Origin of the sequence: Streptomyces panaciradicis, from assembly GCF_023516615.1 — a bacterium.
GTDB classification, from domain to species: Bacteria; Actinomycetota; Actinomycetes; order Streptomycetales; family Streptomycetaceae; genus Streptomyces; species Streptomyces panaciradicis.
In genome coordinates, this window is sequence record NZ_JAMGBF010000059.1 from 1 (window position 1) to 17,119 (window position 17,119).

Consider the following 17,119-nt stretch of genomic DNA (forward strand, 5'->3'; position numbering starts at 1 on the left):
GATCACCTCGCCGTGCGCGATCAGCGGCACCGCGAGGTACGAGTGGACTCCGGCGCGGGCCAGCAGCGACCCGGCCTCCGCGTCCCGGGCGATGCGCGGCAGGTCCTGGGCGTCGACGTGCCGCACCAGCACCGGGCGGCCGGAGTGCACGCACAGCGTGACCAGCCGGTCCCCGTCGTAGGCGGCGAGCCCACCCGGGGGGTCGGCCGCGCGGAGCGCCTCGGACGGATGGGCCGCCTTCAGCGCGAGGGCGCGGAAGAGCTCGGGGCCGTCGTCGGGCACGCGTGAGCGGCGGCAGGCCAGCGCGGAGTCGAGGATGTCCACGGCGACCACGTCCGCGAGCTGCGGCACCGTGATCTCGGCCAGTTCCCGGGCCGTCTCCTCCACCTCCAGGGTGGTGCCGACGCGCACGGAGGCGTCGGCGATCAGCGCGAGCCGCCGCCGGGCCCGGTCGGCCTCGGCCGCCGCACGGTGCCGTTCGGTGACGTCGACGACCGACATGGCCGCGCCCAGGACCCGCCCGCCGGGGTCCTCCAGCCGGTAGAAGGACAGCGACCAGGCACGGTCGTCCTCGGCGTCGACCGAGAGACGGCCCACGTGGTACTGGTCGAGCATCGGCATCCCGGTGGTCAGCACCCGGCGCAGCGCCGACTCGATGGTGTCGATGTCGGGGAGCGGCAGGGTCTCCCGCAGCCCGCGGCCGACATGGTCCTCGGCGGACATGCCGTCGATGCGCGCCAGCGCCGGGTTGACCAGGACGTGCCGCAGGTCGGGGTCGAGGAGGGCGAGGCCGATCGGCGACTGGGCGATCAGCTTCTCGCACAGCGCCAGATCGGTCTCCACACGCTGGAGCAGGTTGTGGTCGGCGGCGATGCCCAGGGCGTAGAGGTCCCCGAGATCGTCCTGGAGCCGCATGTTGCGGAACTCCATCAGCCGGGTGCTGCCGTCCTTGTGCCGGATGGGGAAGGCGCCCGCCCAGCTCCGGCCCGTCTCCAGGACCTCCGTGAACAGTCTGACCACGGCCTTCAGGTGCTCGGGGTGGATGAACAGCCGGGCCGCGTACTTCCCGAGCGCCTCCTGCGCGCTGTAGCCGAAGAGCTCCTCGGCCTGCGGAGTCCAGAACACGATCCGTCCGTCGGCGTCGACGACCGTCGCGGCCACGCTCAGGACGTCCAGCAGCCGGGTGGGTGGGGGCGTGTCGAGGCCGTACGCATCCCCCTCCGGCGGGAACGATTCGGCTGTCATCCGGACACCACCTCCACCGACCGCGGAATCAGGCGCTGCTTTCCGGCCACGCCGAAACTCCCGGATGCCGACCTACGGCACTTCCATGCTGCCTCCGGTCCGCGGACGGCGAAACCGCGGCCCGTCCCGGCCGTCGCCGACCGCTCCGCCCGGCACCCCGTCCGCGCCCGTCATTCCACCCGCCTGACCTGCTGCGGGACCTCGGCTCGCGCGGCCACGGCCTCCTCGAGCCGCGCGAGCAGCTTCGCGATCCTGGCCCGCTTCGCCTCGATTCCGCGAGCGATCAGCCGCAGGTGGGTCGTCGACTCGGGCACGGCCGCCTCGAATTCCGCCAGCTTTCTCTCTTCGAGGGAGAGTTCGGTCCTCAGCCGGGCGACGCGGTCCGGGGGAGGGGGTGGTCGCACGCCGTTGAAGATCACGTTGTGCTTGGGGCGCTCGGTCCACACCGCCTCGCGTTCGGCGGCCTCCGCGTCCTCAGGGTAGTCGATCCGTATCCCGACGACGAGTGATCTCCACGGCTGTTCCCGCAGATGCGTGCGTACCCGGGTGAGCGGGGCCACGGAGATCCCGACGTACAGCAGGCCCTCCAGGCCGTACAGCCGGTACAGCGCCGTCCGGCCGCCCGCGTGCAGGCTGCCCTCCTCGTCGAACAGGCCGCGCAGGAACTGCGCATCGACGTCGGCCATGACGCGGCCCTCCTCGGCTCTACGCGCACGGTGCCGGTCCTCTCACGCTCTCACGGAGGTCTGACAACGGCCGTCGCACGGCGGAACCCGGCTTCGGCCGCGGGTGGGGGTGCGCTGATCGGGGGACGCCGCCACGGGGTCGGATGCCCTGCTCGTGGGCTGCGGATGCCGGCCATCGGGGTCGAAACCCCGGTGCGGTTCGCCCGGCCTCGGACGCCGCGGTGCCGGCGACTGCGCAGACGCCCGGGATCTTGACGCCCGAGCGGGGTAGACGGAAAGGGACCGAGGGAGGAGAACAGTGACGACGTACGTCATCTCGGTGCCGGGGACCTTCACCGGCGACGCCGGGCAGCAGACACAGGACGAACTCGCCCGGGCCCTGCGCCCGGCGGACCCGCACCACACGCACATGGGCAACGAGGAGGATCTCGACGTCCTCACCGTCAACGACGACGGCACCTTCACCGTCCGCGTCACCGTCGACGCGGCCAGCGGCCCGGAGGCGGAACGGGAGGCCCGCCGGTACGCGGAGGCGGCGCTGGACTCCGTCGGGCTCGACGAGGGCAGCGCGCCGCTCGGACCGGCGGTGATCACGGGCATCGACTCCGGCGACTGAGACCCGTAGGTACGGTCGGCGTCACAGCCGGCGGCGACGAGGGTCCAAGAAGCCGGACGGGACGTCGAGCGAGTCCCGTCCGGCAAGACATCGGGAACGCAGTCGGGGGTACCCCCAAGTCGGAGGTTGATGATGTTCGAGGCAAGCGACATCCGTGAATGGCGTGGCCACGACGTGGTCGACCCGAACGGACACAAGATCGGTGTCCTGGAGGCGATCTACGTGGACACCGCGACGGACCAGCCCTTCTTCGCGACGGTGACCGTGGGGCTGCCCACGCGCCGGCGCCTGGCCTTCGCGCCGCTGCCCGGCGCGACCGTGGGTCCGGGCTATCTGAAGATCGTCCATGCCAAGGACGTGGTGAAGAAGGCCCCCACGATCGACACCGACGGTGAGCTGCCCGCCTCGGACGAGCCCGACATCTTCGCCCACTACGAACTCGAGTACGTGCCGGGAAGCGGCGGCGAGCGCCGCCTCGCCCGCCGCTGACGCCAGTGATCCACCGAAGCCGCAGGGAGCGCCGATGAGCCTCTTTCTCTTCCTCGTCCTCGTGGCCCTCGTGCTGGGCATCATCGGATTCGCCGCACACGGCCTGTTCTACCTGCTGATCATCGGCGTGGTCGTTCTGCTGGCCGATCTCGCCTACGTCGCCGTGCGCTTCCGCCGCGGGGGCAGGAGGCACCGCATCGCGCGCTGAATCATCGCGCGAGGTGGACGGGTCGTCGTCCCCGTGCCGGGCCGGCGACGGTCCCGGCACCGACGAGGACTGCTCGGGACCGAGTGCCTGCGCGGTGTCTGTACGTGCTGCGGGTCATGGGATAGCGTCGCCCTGCCCCAACGGATTGAATCGTTTCAATGCGTGGTCCGGGGCAGCAGCCGCTTTCCAGGACGAGGTGCCATGACATCGATCAGCACGTCGGAGAACGCCGAACCGCCCGCCCCGCGCCGCCGCACCGTCCTCGCGGCGGGTGCCGGGGCCGCAGCCCTGATCATCGGTCCGCCGGGTACGACGCCCGCCGCCGCGCTCCCCGGCGCGGACACCGCCACCAGCGCCCCGCGCCCGGGGAGCGGCTGGCAGCGCTATGTCCACGGGCCCGCCTCCCGCACCGTACGGCCCCAACGGGTCCTCGACCCCACCGGCGACGTACGCCACCCGGACGCACTGCTGAGACCCGGCGGCACCGGCACCGTGCTGCACCGCCCGCAGCCCGCCCCCGCGCCCCGCTGGCCGGCGGGCACCACGGCCGAGGCGTCGACCACGCACGCCGGAAACAACGGCAACGACGGGCGACCGCGCACCTACGACGCCACCAACGCCGTCGACGGCGATCCCGACACCTTCTGGAACGACGACACCCTGGGCGCCTACCCCGACGTCCTGACCGTCTCCCTGCCCGAGGCCCGGCAACTGTCCGGGATCACGGTGGTCTCCAACAGCGACGGGGTGCCCACCGCTTTCACGGTCGAGGTGTGGGCGGACGGAGTCTGGACGACCGCTGCCACGATCTCCGACAACGATGTCATCCAGCGGGCGGTGCCCTTCCGCACCGCGGTCCCGGCGAGCCGGGTACGCATCACCGTGACCGCCGTCCAGGACACTCCTCACGGGGCGTTCACCAGGATCAACGAGGTGTGGCCGGAGCCCGTCGAACCACCGGCCCCGCCGCCCGCCGTCACGGTCGACTTCGGCAAGGTCGTCGTCGGGTACCCGCGCATCCGCTTCACCTCCGCCTCCGACAACGCGCCGGGGGTACGCCTCGCGTTCTCCGAGACCCTGCGCTTCCTCACCGACCGCTCCGACTTCACCCGCTCCGACCAGTCCGGCGGCGCGGGCCGGGGAACCGACCAGTTCGCCGTCCCGCCGCAGGGCGCCGACTGGACCGACCACAAGGGCTTCCAGGCGGGCGACAAGGTCTACGCCGACGGCCTGCACGGCTTCCGCTACCTGCGGATCAGCCTCGACGCCCTGCCGTCCGACGCCCCGGCGGCGCAGCCGTGGGGGACGGTCGAGATCGACTCCGTCAGCCTGGACTTCACCGCCTACCGGGGCACGCCCGCGACCTACCGCGGCTGGTTCCTCTGCTCCGACGACGACCTCAACCGCTACTGGTACGGCGCCGCGTACACCAACGAGCTCGTCACCGACACCTTCCGCCAGGACGACGTCGACCCGCGGGGCGCCTGGAGCGCCTCGCTCGAAGGCAGGCTCGTCCTGCACGACGGGGCGAAACGCGACCGCGACCCCTACGTCGGTGATCTGGCCGTGTCGGCACGGACGTTGTACCTCACCCACGACGACGCGGCCGCCGCCGCCCGCAACGTCCTCGCCGATCTGGCCGACCACGAGCGCGCCGACGGCTGGATACCCCCCGCGTCCATCTCCGGCTACACCCTCCCGCTGTTCGACTATCCCCTGTGGTGGGTCACCTGCAGCTGGGACTACGTGCTGTACACCGGGGACCGTGCCTACGCGGCGCGCTACCACCCGAACCTGGTGAAGGTGCTGGACACCTGGTACCCGAGCGTCACCGACGAGGCCGGGCTGCTCAGCAAGGGGCTCAACGGCACCGGCGGATACGGCGACTACGCCTTCCTGGGCCGCACCGGACGGGTCACCTATGACAACGTCCTGTACGTCCAGGCCCTCAGGGACGCCGCGCGGCTCGCCCGGCTGCTGGGCCACGCCTCCGACGCGGCCCGCTGGACCCAGCGGGCCGAGGCGGTCACGGGCGCGATCAACACGCATCTGTGGGACGCCGACGCGGGCGCCTACCTCGACTCCGCCACCGGGCCGGTACGCCACGCCCAGGACGGCAACGCCCTCGCCGTCACCGCGGGCGTCGCCGACGCCGGGCGCGCGGCGGCGGCCCTCGCCCATCTCGACGCCACGACACAACTGCCGTACGGCAACGCGTTCATGGACAACGACACACTCTTCGACGGCGCCGCCCAGCGCGTCTACGCCTTCACGTCGTACCCGGAGATCGTGGCCCGCTTCCTCACCGGGCGCACGGACTCCGCGCTGGACCAGATCCGGCGCACCTACGGGTGGATGGACGGGCACGATCCCGGCATCACGCACTGGGAGGGCGTCGGCCCCGGTGGGTCCCTGTACGAGGACGCCTACACCAGCATGGCGCACGGCTGGTCCACCGGTGTCCTGCCGGCCCTGACCCACCAGTTGCTGGGAGCGGTCCCGACCTCACCGGGATACGCGACCTGGCAGGTGCGGCCGCATCCGGGGGACGTGGCCTGGGCGCAGGGCCAACTGCCCACTCCGCACGGCCCTTTGCGGGTCGCCTGGGAGAACTCCGGACGGACCTTTCACGTCGTACTCGACGTCCCCACGGGGACGCGGGGCACGCTGGTCCTGCCGGGGGAGGGCCGACGGCTGAGCGTGCGGTCCGGCGGCCGCACCCTGTGGGACGGGCGCCACGCCGCGTCCGGCGGGGTCGGTGTCGTCGACGCGAGCGTCACGATCCGCGGACTGGGCCCGGGGACACACGAGTTCACCGCCCGCCGCGACAGCTGACCGCCTTCCCGGCCCGGCCGCTCAGGAGGTGTGCGCGGCCGGGCCGTCGGTCTCGCGGCCGCCGGTCCGCGACCACGGCAGCCGACGGGGCAGGTACCAGGTCCGTTCGCCCAGCAGTGACAGCACCGACGGCAGCAGCACGCCCCGTACGACGGTCGCGTCGAGCAGGATGGCCACGCCGAGCCCGACGCCCATCTGCTTGAAGTCCTGCATGGACAGGGTGGCCAGTACGGCGAACACCGCCACCATGATGACCGCCGCGCTGGTCACCACGCCGGCCGTGCTGCGGATGCCGTGGGTGACCGCCTGCCGGGTCGGCAGCCCGGAGTCGTGCGCCTCGCGGATCCGCGACACCACGAACACGTGGTAGTCCATCGACAGCCCGAAGAGGATGACGAACGAGAACAGCGGCAGCCACGACTCGATGGCGCCCACGCCGTGCGTGCCGAACAGGCCGGCGCCCCAGCCGTGCTGGAAGACGGCGACCATGACGCCGAAGGAGGCCGCCACCGACAGCAGGTTGAGCAGGATCGAGACCACGGCGATGGTGACCGACCGGAACGAGATGAGCATGACCAGGAAGGCGACCGTCATCACGAACGCGACCACCGGCGCGATGCTGCGCCGCAACTGGTCGTTGAAGTCCATGGAGAAGGCGAGGTCACCGGCGACGTGCGCGCGCACCCCCGGCACCGTGCCGAGCGTCGACGGCAGCACGTCGGCGCGCAGGGTCCGCACGGCACGGCGTGAGGTGTCGTCGGATCCGCTGCCCGTCAGCGGCACGCTGATCTCGACGACGTTCTGCCGCTGGTGGACGGTGGTCTGGACGGGCCGGTTGACCAGCCCCGTGCGCAGGGCGGCCGCCGTGAAGTCGGTGAGCGCCGCGCGTACCGCCGGGGCCCGCACGTCGTGCGCCTCCACCACGACCTGCGCCGGGCCGGCCCCGCCGGGGAAGGCGGCGCCGATGTGCCGGTAGGTCCGGATGATGGAGGTGTCCGACGGCAACTGCTTGTCCAGGCTGAGCCGTTCGGTGTGCATGCCGAGCACGGGGGTGGCGAGCAGAAGGAGGAACGCGCCGGCCGCCACGGCCGACACGGCCGGACGGGCCAGCACGCGGCGCAGGATCGCGCCCCACACGCGGCTGCCGCCCTGCGGCCGGCGCAGCCTTCCCAGACCGGGGATCCGGCCCAGCTCCACCCGGTCGCCGAGCAGCGACAGCAGGGCGGGCAGGACCGTCACCGAGCCCAGCATGGCGACGAGCACCACCAGGATCGTGCCCACCGCGAACCCGTCGAACAGCAGCATGCCGGACAGGAACATGCCCGACATGGCCACGACCACGGTCAGTCCGGACACCAGTACCGACCGCCCCGAGGTGGCGGCGGCGATCCGCAGGGCGGTGGCCGGGTCCCGCCCGTTGGCCCGTTCCTCGCGCTCCCGGCGCAGGTAGAACATGCAGTAGTCGACGCCGACCGCCAGGCCCAGGAGCAGCACCACCGAACTGGTCGTGTCGTCGACGTGCATGCGGTGGCTGATCACGGCGAGCAGGCCGTCGGCGGCGAAGAAGGCGGTCATCGCCAGCAGCACGGGCAGGGTCGCGGCCAGCAGGGCGCCGAAGGCCGCGAGGAGGATGCCGAGGGCCAGCGGGATCGCCGTCCACTCCGCGCGGTGGAAGTCCTTGAGCACGGTGTCCTGGAACCACTTGCCGCCGCTGGCCTCGCCGTACTGCTCGACGCGCAGGTCCGGGTGGGCGGCCCGTACCCGGTCGACCGAGCGCAGGACCGGATCGACCCGCTCGTAGGCGGTGCTCGCCCGGCCGGTCATGGAGAACTCCACCAGGACGCTGTGCCGGTCGCGGGAGACCAGACCGGCCGTGTACGGGTCGCGCAGTTCGGTCACCGCACCGGTGGCCCGCAGCCCGGTCGTCAACTGCCGCACGGCGGTCCGGAACCCGGCCGCGGTGGCGAGGCCGGTGTCGCTGTGCACCAGCACCATCTCGCGGGCGGGCGGCAGCAGCCCGTGGTGGTCCAGGATGCGCCAAGCCCGGGCGGTGTCGCCGGTGGCGTACTGCTGGTCGGTCATGCGCTGCTGTCCCGCGGCGGAGCCGATCAAAGTGGCCGCCACGACGAAGACCAGCCAGCCGACCACGGCGACGGCCCGGTGACGGGCGCTGAAGCCACCGAGCCGTGCGGCGAGATTGTGTCCAGGCGTCATGGCAGCCCCCTGCGGTCTTCCACCGCACGGGATCACTCCGGGTTCGCTCGCGCGGTGCCCGTCACGCCCCACCCTCGCGACGGCCGCGGCCGCGCACAGGGGGCCGAAGGTCCCGTGAGGAGGGCCGGACGCCGGTTGCGCTGCCCCCACATCGGCGGGGGCAGCCGGGCCAAGGAGGTGGCCGAGTCAAGTCCCCACTCCCTAGGATGGGTTGCCTGGCGCGCCGGGCCCTCGGTGCGCGACCTGCGGCTGGGGGAGACGATGGAGTCCGGGAAGCGGCTGTCCACCAAGATCGATGCCACGGTTCCGACGGCCGCGCGCATGTACGACCACTACCTGGGCGGCAAGGACAACTACGCCGTGGACCGGGCCGCCTGCGAGGAACTGGACAAGGTGGTGCCCAGCACACGGGCGCTGGCCCTGAACAACCGGCGTTTCCTGCAGCGGGTGGTCGCGGTGCTGGCCAAGGAGTACGGCATCCGGCAGTTCCTGGACCACGGATCAGGTCTGCCCACCCAGGACAACGTGCACCAGGTGGCGCAGCGGATCGATCCGGACTCGCGGGTGGTGTACGTCGACAACGACCCGATGGTCCTGGTGCACGGCCGCGCCCTGCTGGACCAGAACGACCGCACCGCCGTCATCCAGGCCGACCTGCGCGACACCGAGGAGATCTTCTCCCACCCGGACACCAAGCGGCTGATCGACTTCTCGCAGCCGGTGGCCGTGCTGTTCAACTCGGTGTTCCACTGCATTCCGGACAGCGAGACCGACGGGCCCGTCGCGGTGGTGCGCCGGGTGCGCGAGCGGCTGGTGCCGGGCAGCTGTCTGCTGATGTGTCAGCTGGTCAGCGAGGACGCGGAGGTCCGGAAGTTCGTCACGGAGTTCATGGACCAGGCGACGCAGGGCCACTGGGGCCGGGTGCGCGAGGAGAAGGACGTCGCGGAGTGGTTCGAAGGGCTGGAGATCCTCGAACCGGGACTGGTGGAGGTCTCCACCTGGCGGCCCGACAACGACGTGGCCCCGCGCCAGGCCACGCAGGAGTGGATCGAGTTCGGCGGAGTGGGCCGGATCCGGTAGCCGTCAGCGGACCGCGAATCCACACGTCGCCGCAGCGCTGCGGGCAGGATCACCTGACGCCGTGGCGCTGTGGAGCGGATCACCTGACGCCATGGCGCCGCGGGCCTCGGCTCACCCGAGGCGGTAGCGCTGTTCGGCCGTCTCGCGCAGGTGGGCCAGGGACTGGCGCGGGTCGAGGGCGTCGTCGGCCAGTTGGTCGAGCGTCACCCGGTACTGCTCCGTCTCGTCGCGGTCCTCCAGGAACGTGGCGCTCTTGATGTGCTCCAGGTAGACGACGTCCGGCAGGTCGAGTCCGCCGAAGCGCAGATAGGTGACGGGGATGGCCGGCGCGGAGGCGTTGGTCACGTCCAGCGGGACGATCTGCAGCGTCACGTGCGGCAGTTGGGCCATCTCGATGAGGTGCTCCAGCTGCTCGCGCATGATGTCCCGGCTGCCCAGGACGCGCAGCAGCACGGACTCGTCGACGACGGCCCACAGCTGTGGCGGGTCCGCACGCCGCAGCAACTCCGCACGCTTCATGCGCAGTTCGACACGCCGCTCCACCTCACGGACCGGTGCGGAGGGCAGCCCGCGCTGCACCACGACACGGGTGTAGGCCGGAGTCTGCAGCAGTCCGGGAACGTACTGGATCTCGAACGTACGGATGGAGTCGGCCGCTTCCTGCAGGCCGACGAGCCGGTCGAACCACTCCGGCATCAGACGCTTGTCGAAGCGCTGCCACCACCCGGGTTCCCCGGCGCGCCGCAGCAGTTGCAGCAGCACCGAGGTCTCGTACTCCTCGGTCTTGTACAAATCCAGCAGAGCGCGCACATCGGCCTCGGTGGGCGGCCTGCGTCCCTTGCCCGCCTCGATGCGCGACAGCTTCGCCGGGCTGAACCCCACGGAGCGGGCGGCCTGTTCCTGCGACAGCCCGGCGTCCTCGCGGAAGCCCGCCAACTGCACGCCGACCAGCATCTTCAGCAGAGTCGGCGCGGGCTCGGTGCGGTCCAGGTACGGTTCGAGGCGGGAGACGCGGGGTGACTCCGAGGGCATCCTGACTCCCAGTGGGCAGTGGGCAACAGCATGCATTATCGCATCTGTACGCGTCCTGCCGTAGGCGTCGGCCGAAGAGATTGCGTCCGTGCCGTCACAGCAGGTGGTCGAACTCGCCGTCCCGGACGCCCGCGAGGAACGCGGCCACCTCGGCCGGCGTGTAGATCAGCGCAGGCCCGTGCGGATCACGGGAGTTGCGCATCGCCACGCCGCCCTCGGCCAGCGCCGCGACCTCGACACAGTTGCCCTCGGCGTTGCTGTGCCGGCTCTTGAGCCAGCGGACGTCCAGTGAGCTGGCTCGCACCCCGTTCGGAATCGAAAACACCGCTCTCTCCTCGCATGTGTCGCGCCACGCGGTCGCCACCGCTTTCGAGGCGGCCCTGTCCCAAGTGGCGCTGGCTGGCTGGAACTGCGCGCAATTTCTCGTGAAATTGCACGGAGTCGCTCTCAGGGTGGATACTAACCACGACGCCGACCTTCATGCCTGCCCCGTCCTGACGTCACTTCAGGAGATGCCGTGTCGCTCCCCGCGCACCCAGCACCCTGGTCCGGCCCCACTGCGTTCCCGGTGGGACGGGCCGCAGTCACCGGTACCACCCGGTCCGCCGCACCCAGGACGGTCCAGCTCTGCCTGTCCGGTGATCTCACCGGATGCGGCCAGGCCCGCACGTTCACCGAACGCGCGCTCGTCGACTGGGGGTTGGACCGGTGTCTCGACGACGCCCTGCTGGTCGTCTCCGAACTGACGGCGAACGCCATGCTGCACGCCCGTACCTGTGAGCCGGGTGACGAAAGAGGGTCCGACGTGCGCCTGAGGCTCACGCGTCGGCGGGCCCACCTGGTGTGCGCGGTCACCGACCGGAGCGACGCCGTCCCCGTCAGCCCGCACACCCCGGACTCCTTCCAGGAGCACGGCCGCGGCCTGTTCCTGGTGGAGGCACTCGCCCAGCACTGGGGCTGGACCCGCTACATCCCGGCCGGCAAGACGGTCTGGGCCATCCTGCCGACAGAGGCGCCTGCCTGACATGACGTCACAAGCCGGTGTCCTCGGCGGTCAGCGCCCGGTGGGGGAGGAGTGCCTTCCCGTAGCGCTCCGGGACGTCGGCCTCATCTCCTGGCGCGACATCGAGGACGCCTCGGGATCCGCCGCGGCCATCCCCTTCTTACTCGCCGCCGTCGCCTCGGGCGACGAGCCCGCCGCCCGCAACGCGCTGGAGCGGCTGCAACACCGCATCTGCCAGTACGGATTCGTCGTCGGGCAGGCGACCGCCGTCACCGTTCCCTTCCTGTGGGACCTCGCGCAGCGCCCGCAGACCGCCTGCCGGGCGCAGATCCTGCGGCTCCTGCGCAACATCGCCGCCGCCCGGCAGTGGGAGACCATCGCCGCCGCCTATCCGAAGCTCCGCCGTCTCCATGGCGACCACGTCGAATGGGAGAGCGCGGCCCGCAGCGCGGTGAGGGCCCAGCGCGGCGTGATTCCGCTTCTCCTGGCCGATCGGGACGCCGAAGTCGTCCACGCCACCAGGGAACTCGCCGCGACCCTGGCCGACTGAGACCCGGCCGGGATCTCAGCCGAGGCGGGCCACGCCCGCGTAGATGCCGCTGTCCTCCGCCTCCGTGGCCGCGGTCGAGAGTCCCCACTCGGTGGCGGTGACCAGGCCCGGCGGCACGAACTCCAGACCGTCGAAGAAGCGCTCCACCTCCGGGCGCGTGCGGAAGCCGAGCCGGATGCCGCCCTTGGCGTACTCGGCCGTGACGCGTTCGGCGAGTTCCGGGAAGAGGTCCGACGCGGCGTGCGACAGCACCAGATAGCTGCCCGGCGGGAGCGTGGCCACCAGATTGCGGACGATGCCGTGGGCGTCCTGCTCGTCGGTGATGAAGTGCATCAGCGCGATGAGCGACAACGCGATGGGCCGGTCGAAGTCGAAGACGTGCCGTGCGTGTTCGACGATGCCTTCCGGATGCCGTACGTCGGCCTCGATGTAGTCGGTGATCCCTTCGGGGTGGCTGATCAGCAGTGCCTCGGCATGGCGCAGCACGATCGGGTCGTTGTCGGCGTAGACGACCTTCGCCGCCGGCACGATCTTCTGCACGATCTGATGGAGGTTCGGCTCGGTGGGGATCCCCGTGCCGATGTCCAGGAACTGGTCGATGCCCTGCGCGGCGAGCCACGCGGCCGCCCGGTGCATGAACTCCCGGTTCTGCCGGGCCGCGTCCCGTGCCTGGGGAGGCAGCTGCTCCCCGACGGCCTCGTCGACCGGGTAGTTGTCCTTGCCGCCGAGCAGCCAGTCGTAGACCCGCGCGGGGTGCGGCCGGCCGGTGTCGATCCGGGCGGAGGACTGTGGGCCGGTCGTCATGGCAGCTCCATCGCGGCGGGTGTCAGAAAGGGCGGAGTACTCGATCATCGTACTCGCGTGCCATCTCGCCCTGGCCGCAGGGGAGTCGGGCCGTCCGAAGGGCAGATGTCGGGCCCTTTGAGAAGGGCGATGAGGAGCGTGCCTGGAACTGAAGAAGATTTTGCCTGTGGCCGATTCCGGTGGGGACCGCTCCGGCGACACCGGCGTCGACGGGTTTTGCGTCCGCCAAGTGGGGCCGAAAACAAGGGGGTCGGCGCCTGGGTGACGTTACAGCCGTGTTGACCGCCTCGTGCGCACGGCGCACGCTCGAAATGCATGGCAGATACAACTTGTTTGTCCGTGAGCCGTCGTAGCGCGAGCAAAACCCCACGTGGCAGGGCGGCCCGGGCGGACCCGGAGCGGGAGGCACCACATGTGCGGCATCACCGGCTGGATCTCCTTCGACCGCGAACTGAGCGCGCAGACAACCGCATTGGATGCGATGACGGAGACGATGGCCTGCCGGGGTCCCGACGACCGCGGCACCTGGATCCAGGGCCACGCGGCCCTCGGGCACCGCAGGCTGGCGATCATCGACCTTCCCGGCGGCAGGCAGCCCATGAGTGTGGACACCCCGCACGGGACCGTGGCGCTCGTCTATTCCGGGGAGACGTACAACTTCACCGAGCTGCGCCGTGAACTCACCGGCCGCGGCCACCGTCTCACCACCCAGTCCGACACCGAAGTGGTCCTGCACGGCTACCTCGAGTGGGGCGAGGACATCGCGGAACGGCTCAACGGGATGTACGCGTTCGCCGTCTGGGACGGCCGCCGCGACAAGCTGGTGATGATCCGCGACCGCATGGGCATCAAGCCCTTCTACTACTACCCGACACCCGACGGAGTGCTGTTCGGCTCCGAACCCAAGGCGATCCTCGCCCACCCGCTGGCCACCGCCCGCGTCGCCGCGGACGGCCTGCGGGAGCTGTTCACCATGGTCAAGACGCCCGGGCACGCCGTCTGGGACGGCATGGCGGAGGTCGAACCCGGCACCGTCGTCACCGTCGACCGGGCGGGGATCGACCGCCGCGCCTACTGGCAGCTGGAGACCAGGCCGCACACGGACGACCGCGACACCACCATCGCCACCGTCCGCTCCCTCCTCGACGACATCGTGCGCCGTCAGCTCGTCGCCGACGTGCCCCGCTGCACCCTGCTCTCCGGCGGACTCGACTCCTCCGCCATGACCGCGATCGCCGCCCGCCGGCTCGGCGAGCAGGGCGAGAAGGTGCGCAGCTTCGCCGTCGACTTCGTCGGCCAGGCCGACCACTTCGTCGCCGACGACCTGCGCGGCACCCCCGACACACCGTTCGTCCACGACGTGGCCCGCACCGCCCACACCGAACACCAGGACATCGTCCTCGACGCGCAGACCCTCGCCGACCCGGACGTCCGCGCCAAGGTCGTCCGGGCCCGCGACCTGCCCGCCGGGCTCGGCGACATGGACGCCTCGCTGTACCTGCTGTTCCGGGCCATCCGGGACCAGTCGACGGTCGCCCTGTCCGGCGAGTCCGCCGACGAGGTCTTCGGCGGCTACCAGCAGTTCTTCGACGAGGAGGCCCGCGCCGCCGCCACCTTCCCCTGGCTGGTGCGCTTCGGCCGCCACTTCGGCGAGGACGCCGAGATCCTGCGTCCCGGCCTTCTCGACACCCTCGACCTCGACGGCTACATCGCCGACGGCTACCGCACGGCCGTCGCCGGCATCGTCCGCCTCGACGGGGAGAGCGACTTCGAGTACCGCATGCGGCAGATCTGCCACCTGCACCTCACCCGGTTCGTCCGCATCCTGCTCGACCGCAAGGACCGCGCCAGCATGGCCGTCGGACTGGAGGTCCGCGTCCCGTTCTGCGACCACCGGCTCGTCGACTACGTCTACAACACCCCCTGGGCGCTGAAGTCCTTCGACGGCAGGGAGAAGAGCCTGCTGCGCGAGGCGACCGCCGACCTGCTGCCGAGGTCCGTGTACGACAGGGTCAAGAGCCCCTACCCCTCCACCCAGGACCCCAAGTACGCCGTCGCGCTCCAGGACCAGGCCAAGGACCTGCTGTCGCGGACCACCCACCCGGTCTTCGACCTCGTCGACCGCGACCGTCTGCACCGCGTCGCACACCGGGAGACCGCGGTGAGTTCGCAGGCCGGGCGGCGCGGCCTGGAACGCGCACTCGACCTGGCGCTGTGGCTGGACCTGTACCGCCCCGAGATCACGCTCGACTGACCCTTCGCCGCACGCTCACAGGGCGCGTTCGGGCCGGTGCCCGGCAACTTCCGCAGGGCTCTTTCGCGTGATGGAGGGAAAGGGGCCGGGCACCGGAGGGGGCGGGCGTGCAATTCATCGAGGTGACCGGGCTGGCCGGGGTGCGATCGGCCGTGATCCGGTTCACGCGGCCGGGGACGGACCTGGTCTTCGTGCTCTTCCCCATGGTCCATCTGGCGGAGGCGGCCTTCTACCGGGAAGTGGCGGCACGGCTGCGCCGCACCTGCCACCTGGTGGTCGCGGAGGGCGTCGGGCAGGGCTCGCCCGGTGCCGACGCCCTGGTCGCCTCGTACCGCCGGCTGGACGGTCACGAACGCCTGGGTCTGGTGGTGCAGGACCTCGACTTCGACGCGCTCGGACTGCCGGTGGTGTGCCCGGACATGAGCGCCGCCCGGTTCCAGGAGGGGTACGCGCGCCTGCCGTGGAGGGAACGCGCGATGGTGGCGACCCTCGTCCCCGCCTTCACCGCGGGGATGCGCCTGCTGGGCACCCGCCGCTGGCTCGCCCGGCATCTCGAGCTGGAAGACCTGATGAGCGAGGGGGAGGAGGCCGCGGCGGACTTCTGGCCCGGCCTGGACGACCTGGTGCTGCGACGCCGCGACCGGCTGCTGACCCAGGCCCTGACCGACCTCGACGGGGCCTACGCGGGCCGCACCGGAGCCTTCTCCATCGCCGTCGTCTACGGCGCCGGGCACATGCGCGCCGTCGCCGAGGCCCTGGTCGGCCTGGGCTACCACGCCGCGGACGCCGAGTGGATCACGGTGTTCACCCTGGATCCGCCGGAGACGTCACGGCCCTGAGCAGGCCGGGAACACCGCCCGCTCGGATACCCCTGCTTGAGGCGGCGTCGGCGGGTTACCCGTCAGGCATGGCGAAGCTGCATCTTCCGGGACGTAAAGACCAGGACCACCGCGACGACCACCCGGACTCCCGGGTGCCTTCGCCGCAGGAGGCAGGACCGGACGGGGAGGTCGAACGGGCCGCCCCCGACACCCCGGCCAAAATGCCGAAGGGCGCCTGGGGTGCCGTCTTCAAGGGCAGCCTGAAGGAGTTCAAGGACGACGAACTCACGGACCGGGCGGCGGCACTGACCTACTACGGGGTGCTGTCCCTGTTCCCGGCTCTGCTGGTGCTGGTGTCCCTGCTGGGCATCACCGGCAAGTCCGCCACCGACAAGGTGCTGTCCAACCTCAAGACACTCGCCCCCGGCTCGGCGCGCGACATCATCACCCGCGCGGTAGAACAGCTGCAGAACAACTCCGGGGTCGGCTCGGTGATGGCCCTGGTCGGCATCGTGCTGGCGATCTGGTCGGCGTCCGGCTACGTGGCGGCCTTCATCCGCGCGGCGAACGCCGTGTACGACATGCCGGAGGGCCGGCCGGTGTGGAAGGTGCTGCCGGTACGGGTCGGGGTGACGGTGGTGCTCATGGTGCTGGCCGTGATCAGCGCGCTGATCGTGGTCTTCACCGGTGGGCTGGCCCGCCAGGCCGGGCAGACACTCGGCATCGGTGACACCGCGCTGACGGTGTGGGCCATCGCCAAGTGGCCCGTCCTCGTCCTGCTGGTGACCGTGATGATCGCGCTGCTGTACTGGGCGACCCCGAACGCCAAGGTCAAGGGCTTCCGGTGGATCACCCCGGGCAGCCTGCTGGCCCTGCTGATCTGGCTGGCCGCCTCCGCCGGCTTCGCGTTCTACGTCGCCAACTTCGCCTCGTACAACAAGACGTACGGCACCATGGCCGGCGTCATCGTCTTCCTCGTGTGGCTGTGGATCAGCAACCTCGCGATCCTCCTGGGCCTGGAGTTCGACGCCGAGACCGTACGGCAGCGGGCCATCGCCGGCGGCCTCCCGCCCGAGCGGGAGCCCTACACCCAGCCTCGCGACACCCGCACCTGGGACGAGGAGGACGTCCGCCGCCTGGAAACCGAATGACGGTCCACGACATCGGTCGGAATGATGACGGATGACCGGCACAGCGCGACAAACGGAGACCCGCACGAGAAGCTGCGGCTGAAGCGGTCCCTGCCCGGGAGGGACCGCGGCCCCCTGCTCGAGGAGTCACC

General features: G+C 71.2%; 16 protein-coding genes. 10 read left to right on the forward strand and 6 right to left on the reverse strand.

The features are described 5' to 3' along the window. Both M8J74_RS20555 and M8J74_RS20560 read right to left on the reverse strand, forming a co-directional pair. On the reverse strand, nt 1–1,245 hold a 1,245-nt coding region (locus M8J74_RS20555), incomplete at its 3' end, for a PAS domain-containing protein (protein ID WP_249837830.1). A gap of 170 nt (nt 1,246–1,415) precedes the next feature. Next, nucleotides 1,416–1,931, reverse strand: coding sequence for a GIY-YIG nuclease family protein (locus M8J74_RS20560; RefSeq protein WP_249837831.1), 516 nt, complete (start codon nt 1,929–1,931; stop codon nt 1,416–1,418). Between the two features lie 298 nt (nt 1,932–2,229). Here M8J74_RS20560 and M8J74_RS20565 point away from each other — a divergent pair, with 298 nt between their 5' ends. The 4 genes from M8J74_RS20565 to M8J74_RS20580 all read left to right on the forward strand — a co-directional run bounded on the left by M8J74_RS20565 (nt 2,230) and on the right by M8J74_RS20580 (nt 6,079). After that, nucleotides 2,230–2,547 (forward strand): hypothetical protein, encoded by a 318-nt coding sequence (locus M8J74_RS20565; protein WP_058927397.1) that lies wholly within the window; start codon nt 2,230–2,232, stop codon nt 2,545–2,547. 132 nt (nt 2,548–2,679) lie between these two features. After that, nucleotides 2,680–3,036: a PRC-barrel domain-containing protein gene (locus tag M8J74_RS20570; protein WP_058928630.1), complete on the forward strand. Its 357-nt coding sequence runs from the start codon at nt 2,680–2,682 to the stop codon at nt 3,034–3,036. A gap of 34 nt (nt 3,037–3,070) precedes the next feature. Then, nucleotides 3,071–3,244: a hypothetical protein gene (locus tag M8J74_RS20575; protein ID WP_249837832.1), complete on the forward strand. Its 174-nt coding sequence runs from the start codon at nt 3,071–3,073 to the stop codon at nt 3,242–3,244. Nucleotides 3,245–3,445: 201 nt separating this feature from the next. After that, the gene (locus M8J74_RS20580; RefSeq protein ID WP_249837833.1) at nt 3,446–6,079 is read left to right on the forward strand and encodes an alpha-L-rhamnosidase-related protein; all 2,634 of its coding nucleotides are present in this window, start codon (nt 3,446–3,448) and stop codon (nt 6,077–6,079) included. Between the two features lie 21 nt (nt 6,080–6,100). Here M8J74_RS20580 and M8J74_RS20585 read toward each other — a convergent pair whose 3' ends face one another. Then, nucleotides 6,101–8,293, reverse strand: a complete 2,193-nt coding sequence (locus tag M8J74_RS20585; RefSeq protein WP_249837834.1) for an MMPL family transporter — start codon at nt 8,291–8,293, stop codon at nt 6,101–6,103. 261 nt (nt 8,294–8,554) lie between these two features. On the opposite strand from M8J74_RS20585, the gene M8J74_RS20590 reads away from it, so the two are divergent. Next, nucleotides 8,555–9,373, forward strand: a complete 819-nt coding sequence (locus tag M8J74_RS20590; RefSeq protein ID WP_249837835.1) for an SAM-dependent methyltransferase — start codon at nt 8,555–8,557, stop codon at nt 9,371–9,373. A 111-nt stretch (nt 9,374–9,484) separates the two neighbouring features. On the opposite strand, the gene M8J74_RS20595 is transcribed toward M8J74_RS20590, so the two are convergent. Both M8J74_RS20595 and M8J74_RS20600 read right to left on the reverse strand, forming a co-directional pair. After that, entirely contained in the window at nt 9,485–10,405 is a 921-nt protein-coding gene (locus M8J74_RS20595; protein WP_249837836.1) for a helix-turn-helix domain-containing protein, read from the reverse strand. Between the two features lie 94 nt (nt 10,406–10,499). Continuing rightward, nucleotides 10,500–10,721, reverse strand: a complete 222-nt coding sequence (locus M8J74_RS20600; RefSeq protein WP_058928632.1) for a DUF397 domain-containing protein — start codon at nt 10,719–10,721, stop codon at nt 10,500–10,502. A 252-nt stretch (nt 10,722–10,973) separates the two neighbouring features. Between M8J74_RS20600 and M8J74_RS20605 the strand changes: the two genes are divergently transcribed. Then, entirely contained in the window at nt 10,974–11,429 is a 456-nt protein-coding gene (locus tag M8J74_RS20605; RefSeq protein WP_249837838.1) for an ATP-binding protein, read from the forward strand. A gap of 1 nt (nt 11,430) precedes the next feature. Next, nucleotides 11,431–11,958, forward strand: coding sequence for a hypothetical protein (locus M8J74_RS20610; RefSeq protein WP_283948381.1), 528 nt, complete (start codon nt 11,431–11,433; stop codon nt 11,956–11,958). 15 nt (nt 11,959–11,973) lie between these two features. Here the strand turns inward: M8J74_RS20610 and M8J74_RS20615 are convergent, their stop codons facing one another. Further along, nucleotides 11,974–12,762 (reverse strand): SAM-dependent methyltransferase, encoded by a 789-nt coding sequence (locus tag M8J74_RS20615; RefSeq protein WP_249837839.1) that lies wholly within the window; start codon nt 12,760–12,762, stop codon nt 11,974–11,976. Nucleotides 12,763–13,174: 412 nt separating this feature from the next. Between M8J74_RS20615 and asnB the strand changes: the two genes are divergently transcribed. The 3 genes from asnB to M8J74_RS20630 all read left to right on the forward strand — a co-directional run bounded on the left by asnB (nt 13,175) and on the right by M8J74_RS20630 (nt 16,988). Further along, nucleotides 13,175–15,016, forward strand: a complete 1,842-nt coding sequence (gene asnB, locus M8J74_RS20620) for an asparagine synthase (glutamine-hydrolyzing) (protein ID WP_249837840.1) — start codon at nt 13,175–13,177, stop codon at nt 15,014–15,016. 107 nt (nt 15,017–15,123) lie between these two features. Beyond that, nucleotides 15,124–15,855, forward strand: coding sequence for a hypothetical protein (locus tag M8J74_RS20625; RefSeq protein WP_249837841.1), 732 nt, complete (start codon nt 15,124–15,126; stop codon nt 15,853–15,855). A 68-nt stretch (nt 15,856–15,923) separates the two neighbouring features. Beyond that, the gene (locus tag M8J74_RS20630; protein ID WP_249837842.1) at nt 15,924–16,988 is read left to right on the forward strand and encodes a YihY/virulence factor BrkB family protein; all 1,065 of its coding nucleotides are present in this window, start codon (nt 15,924–15,926) and stop codon (nt 16,986–16,988) included. Nucleotides 16,989–17,119: the final 131 nt, after the last annotated feature.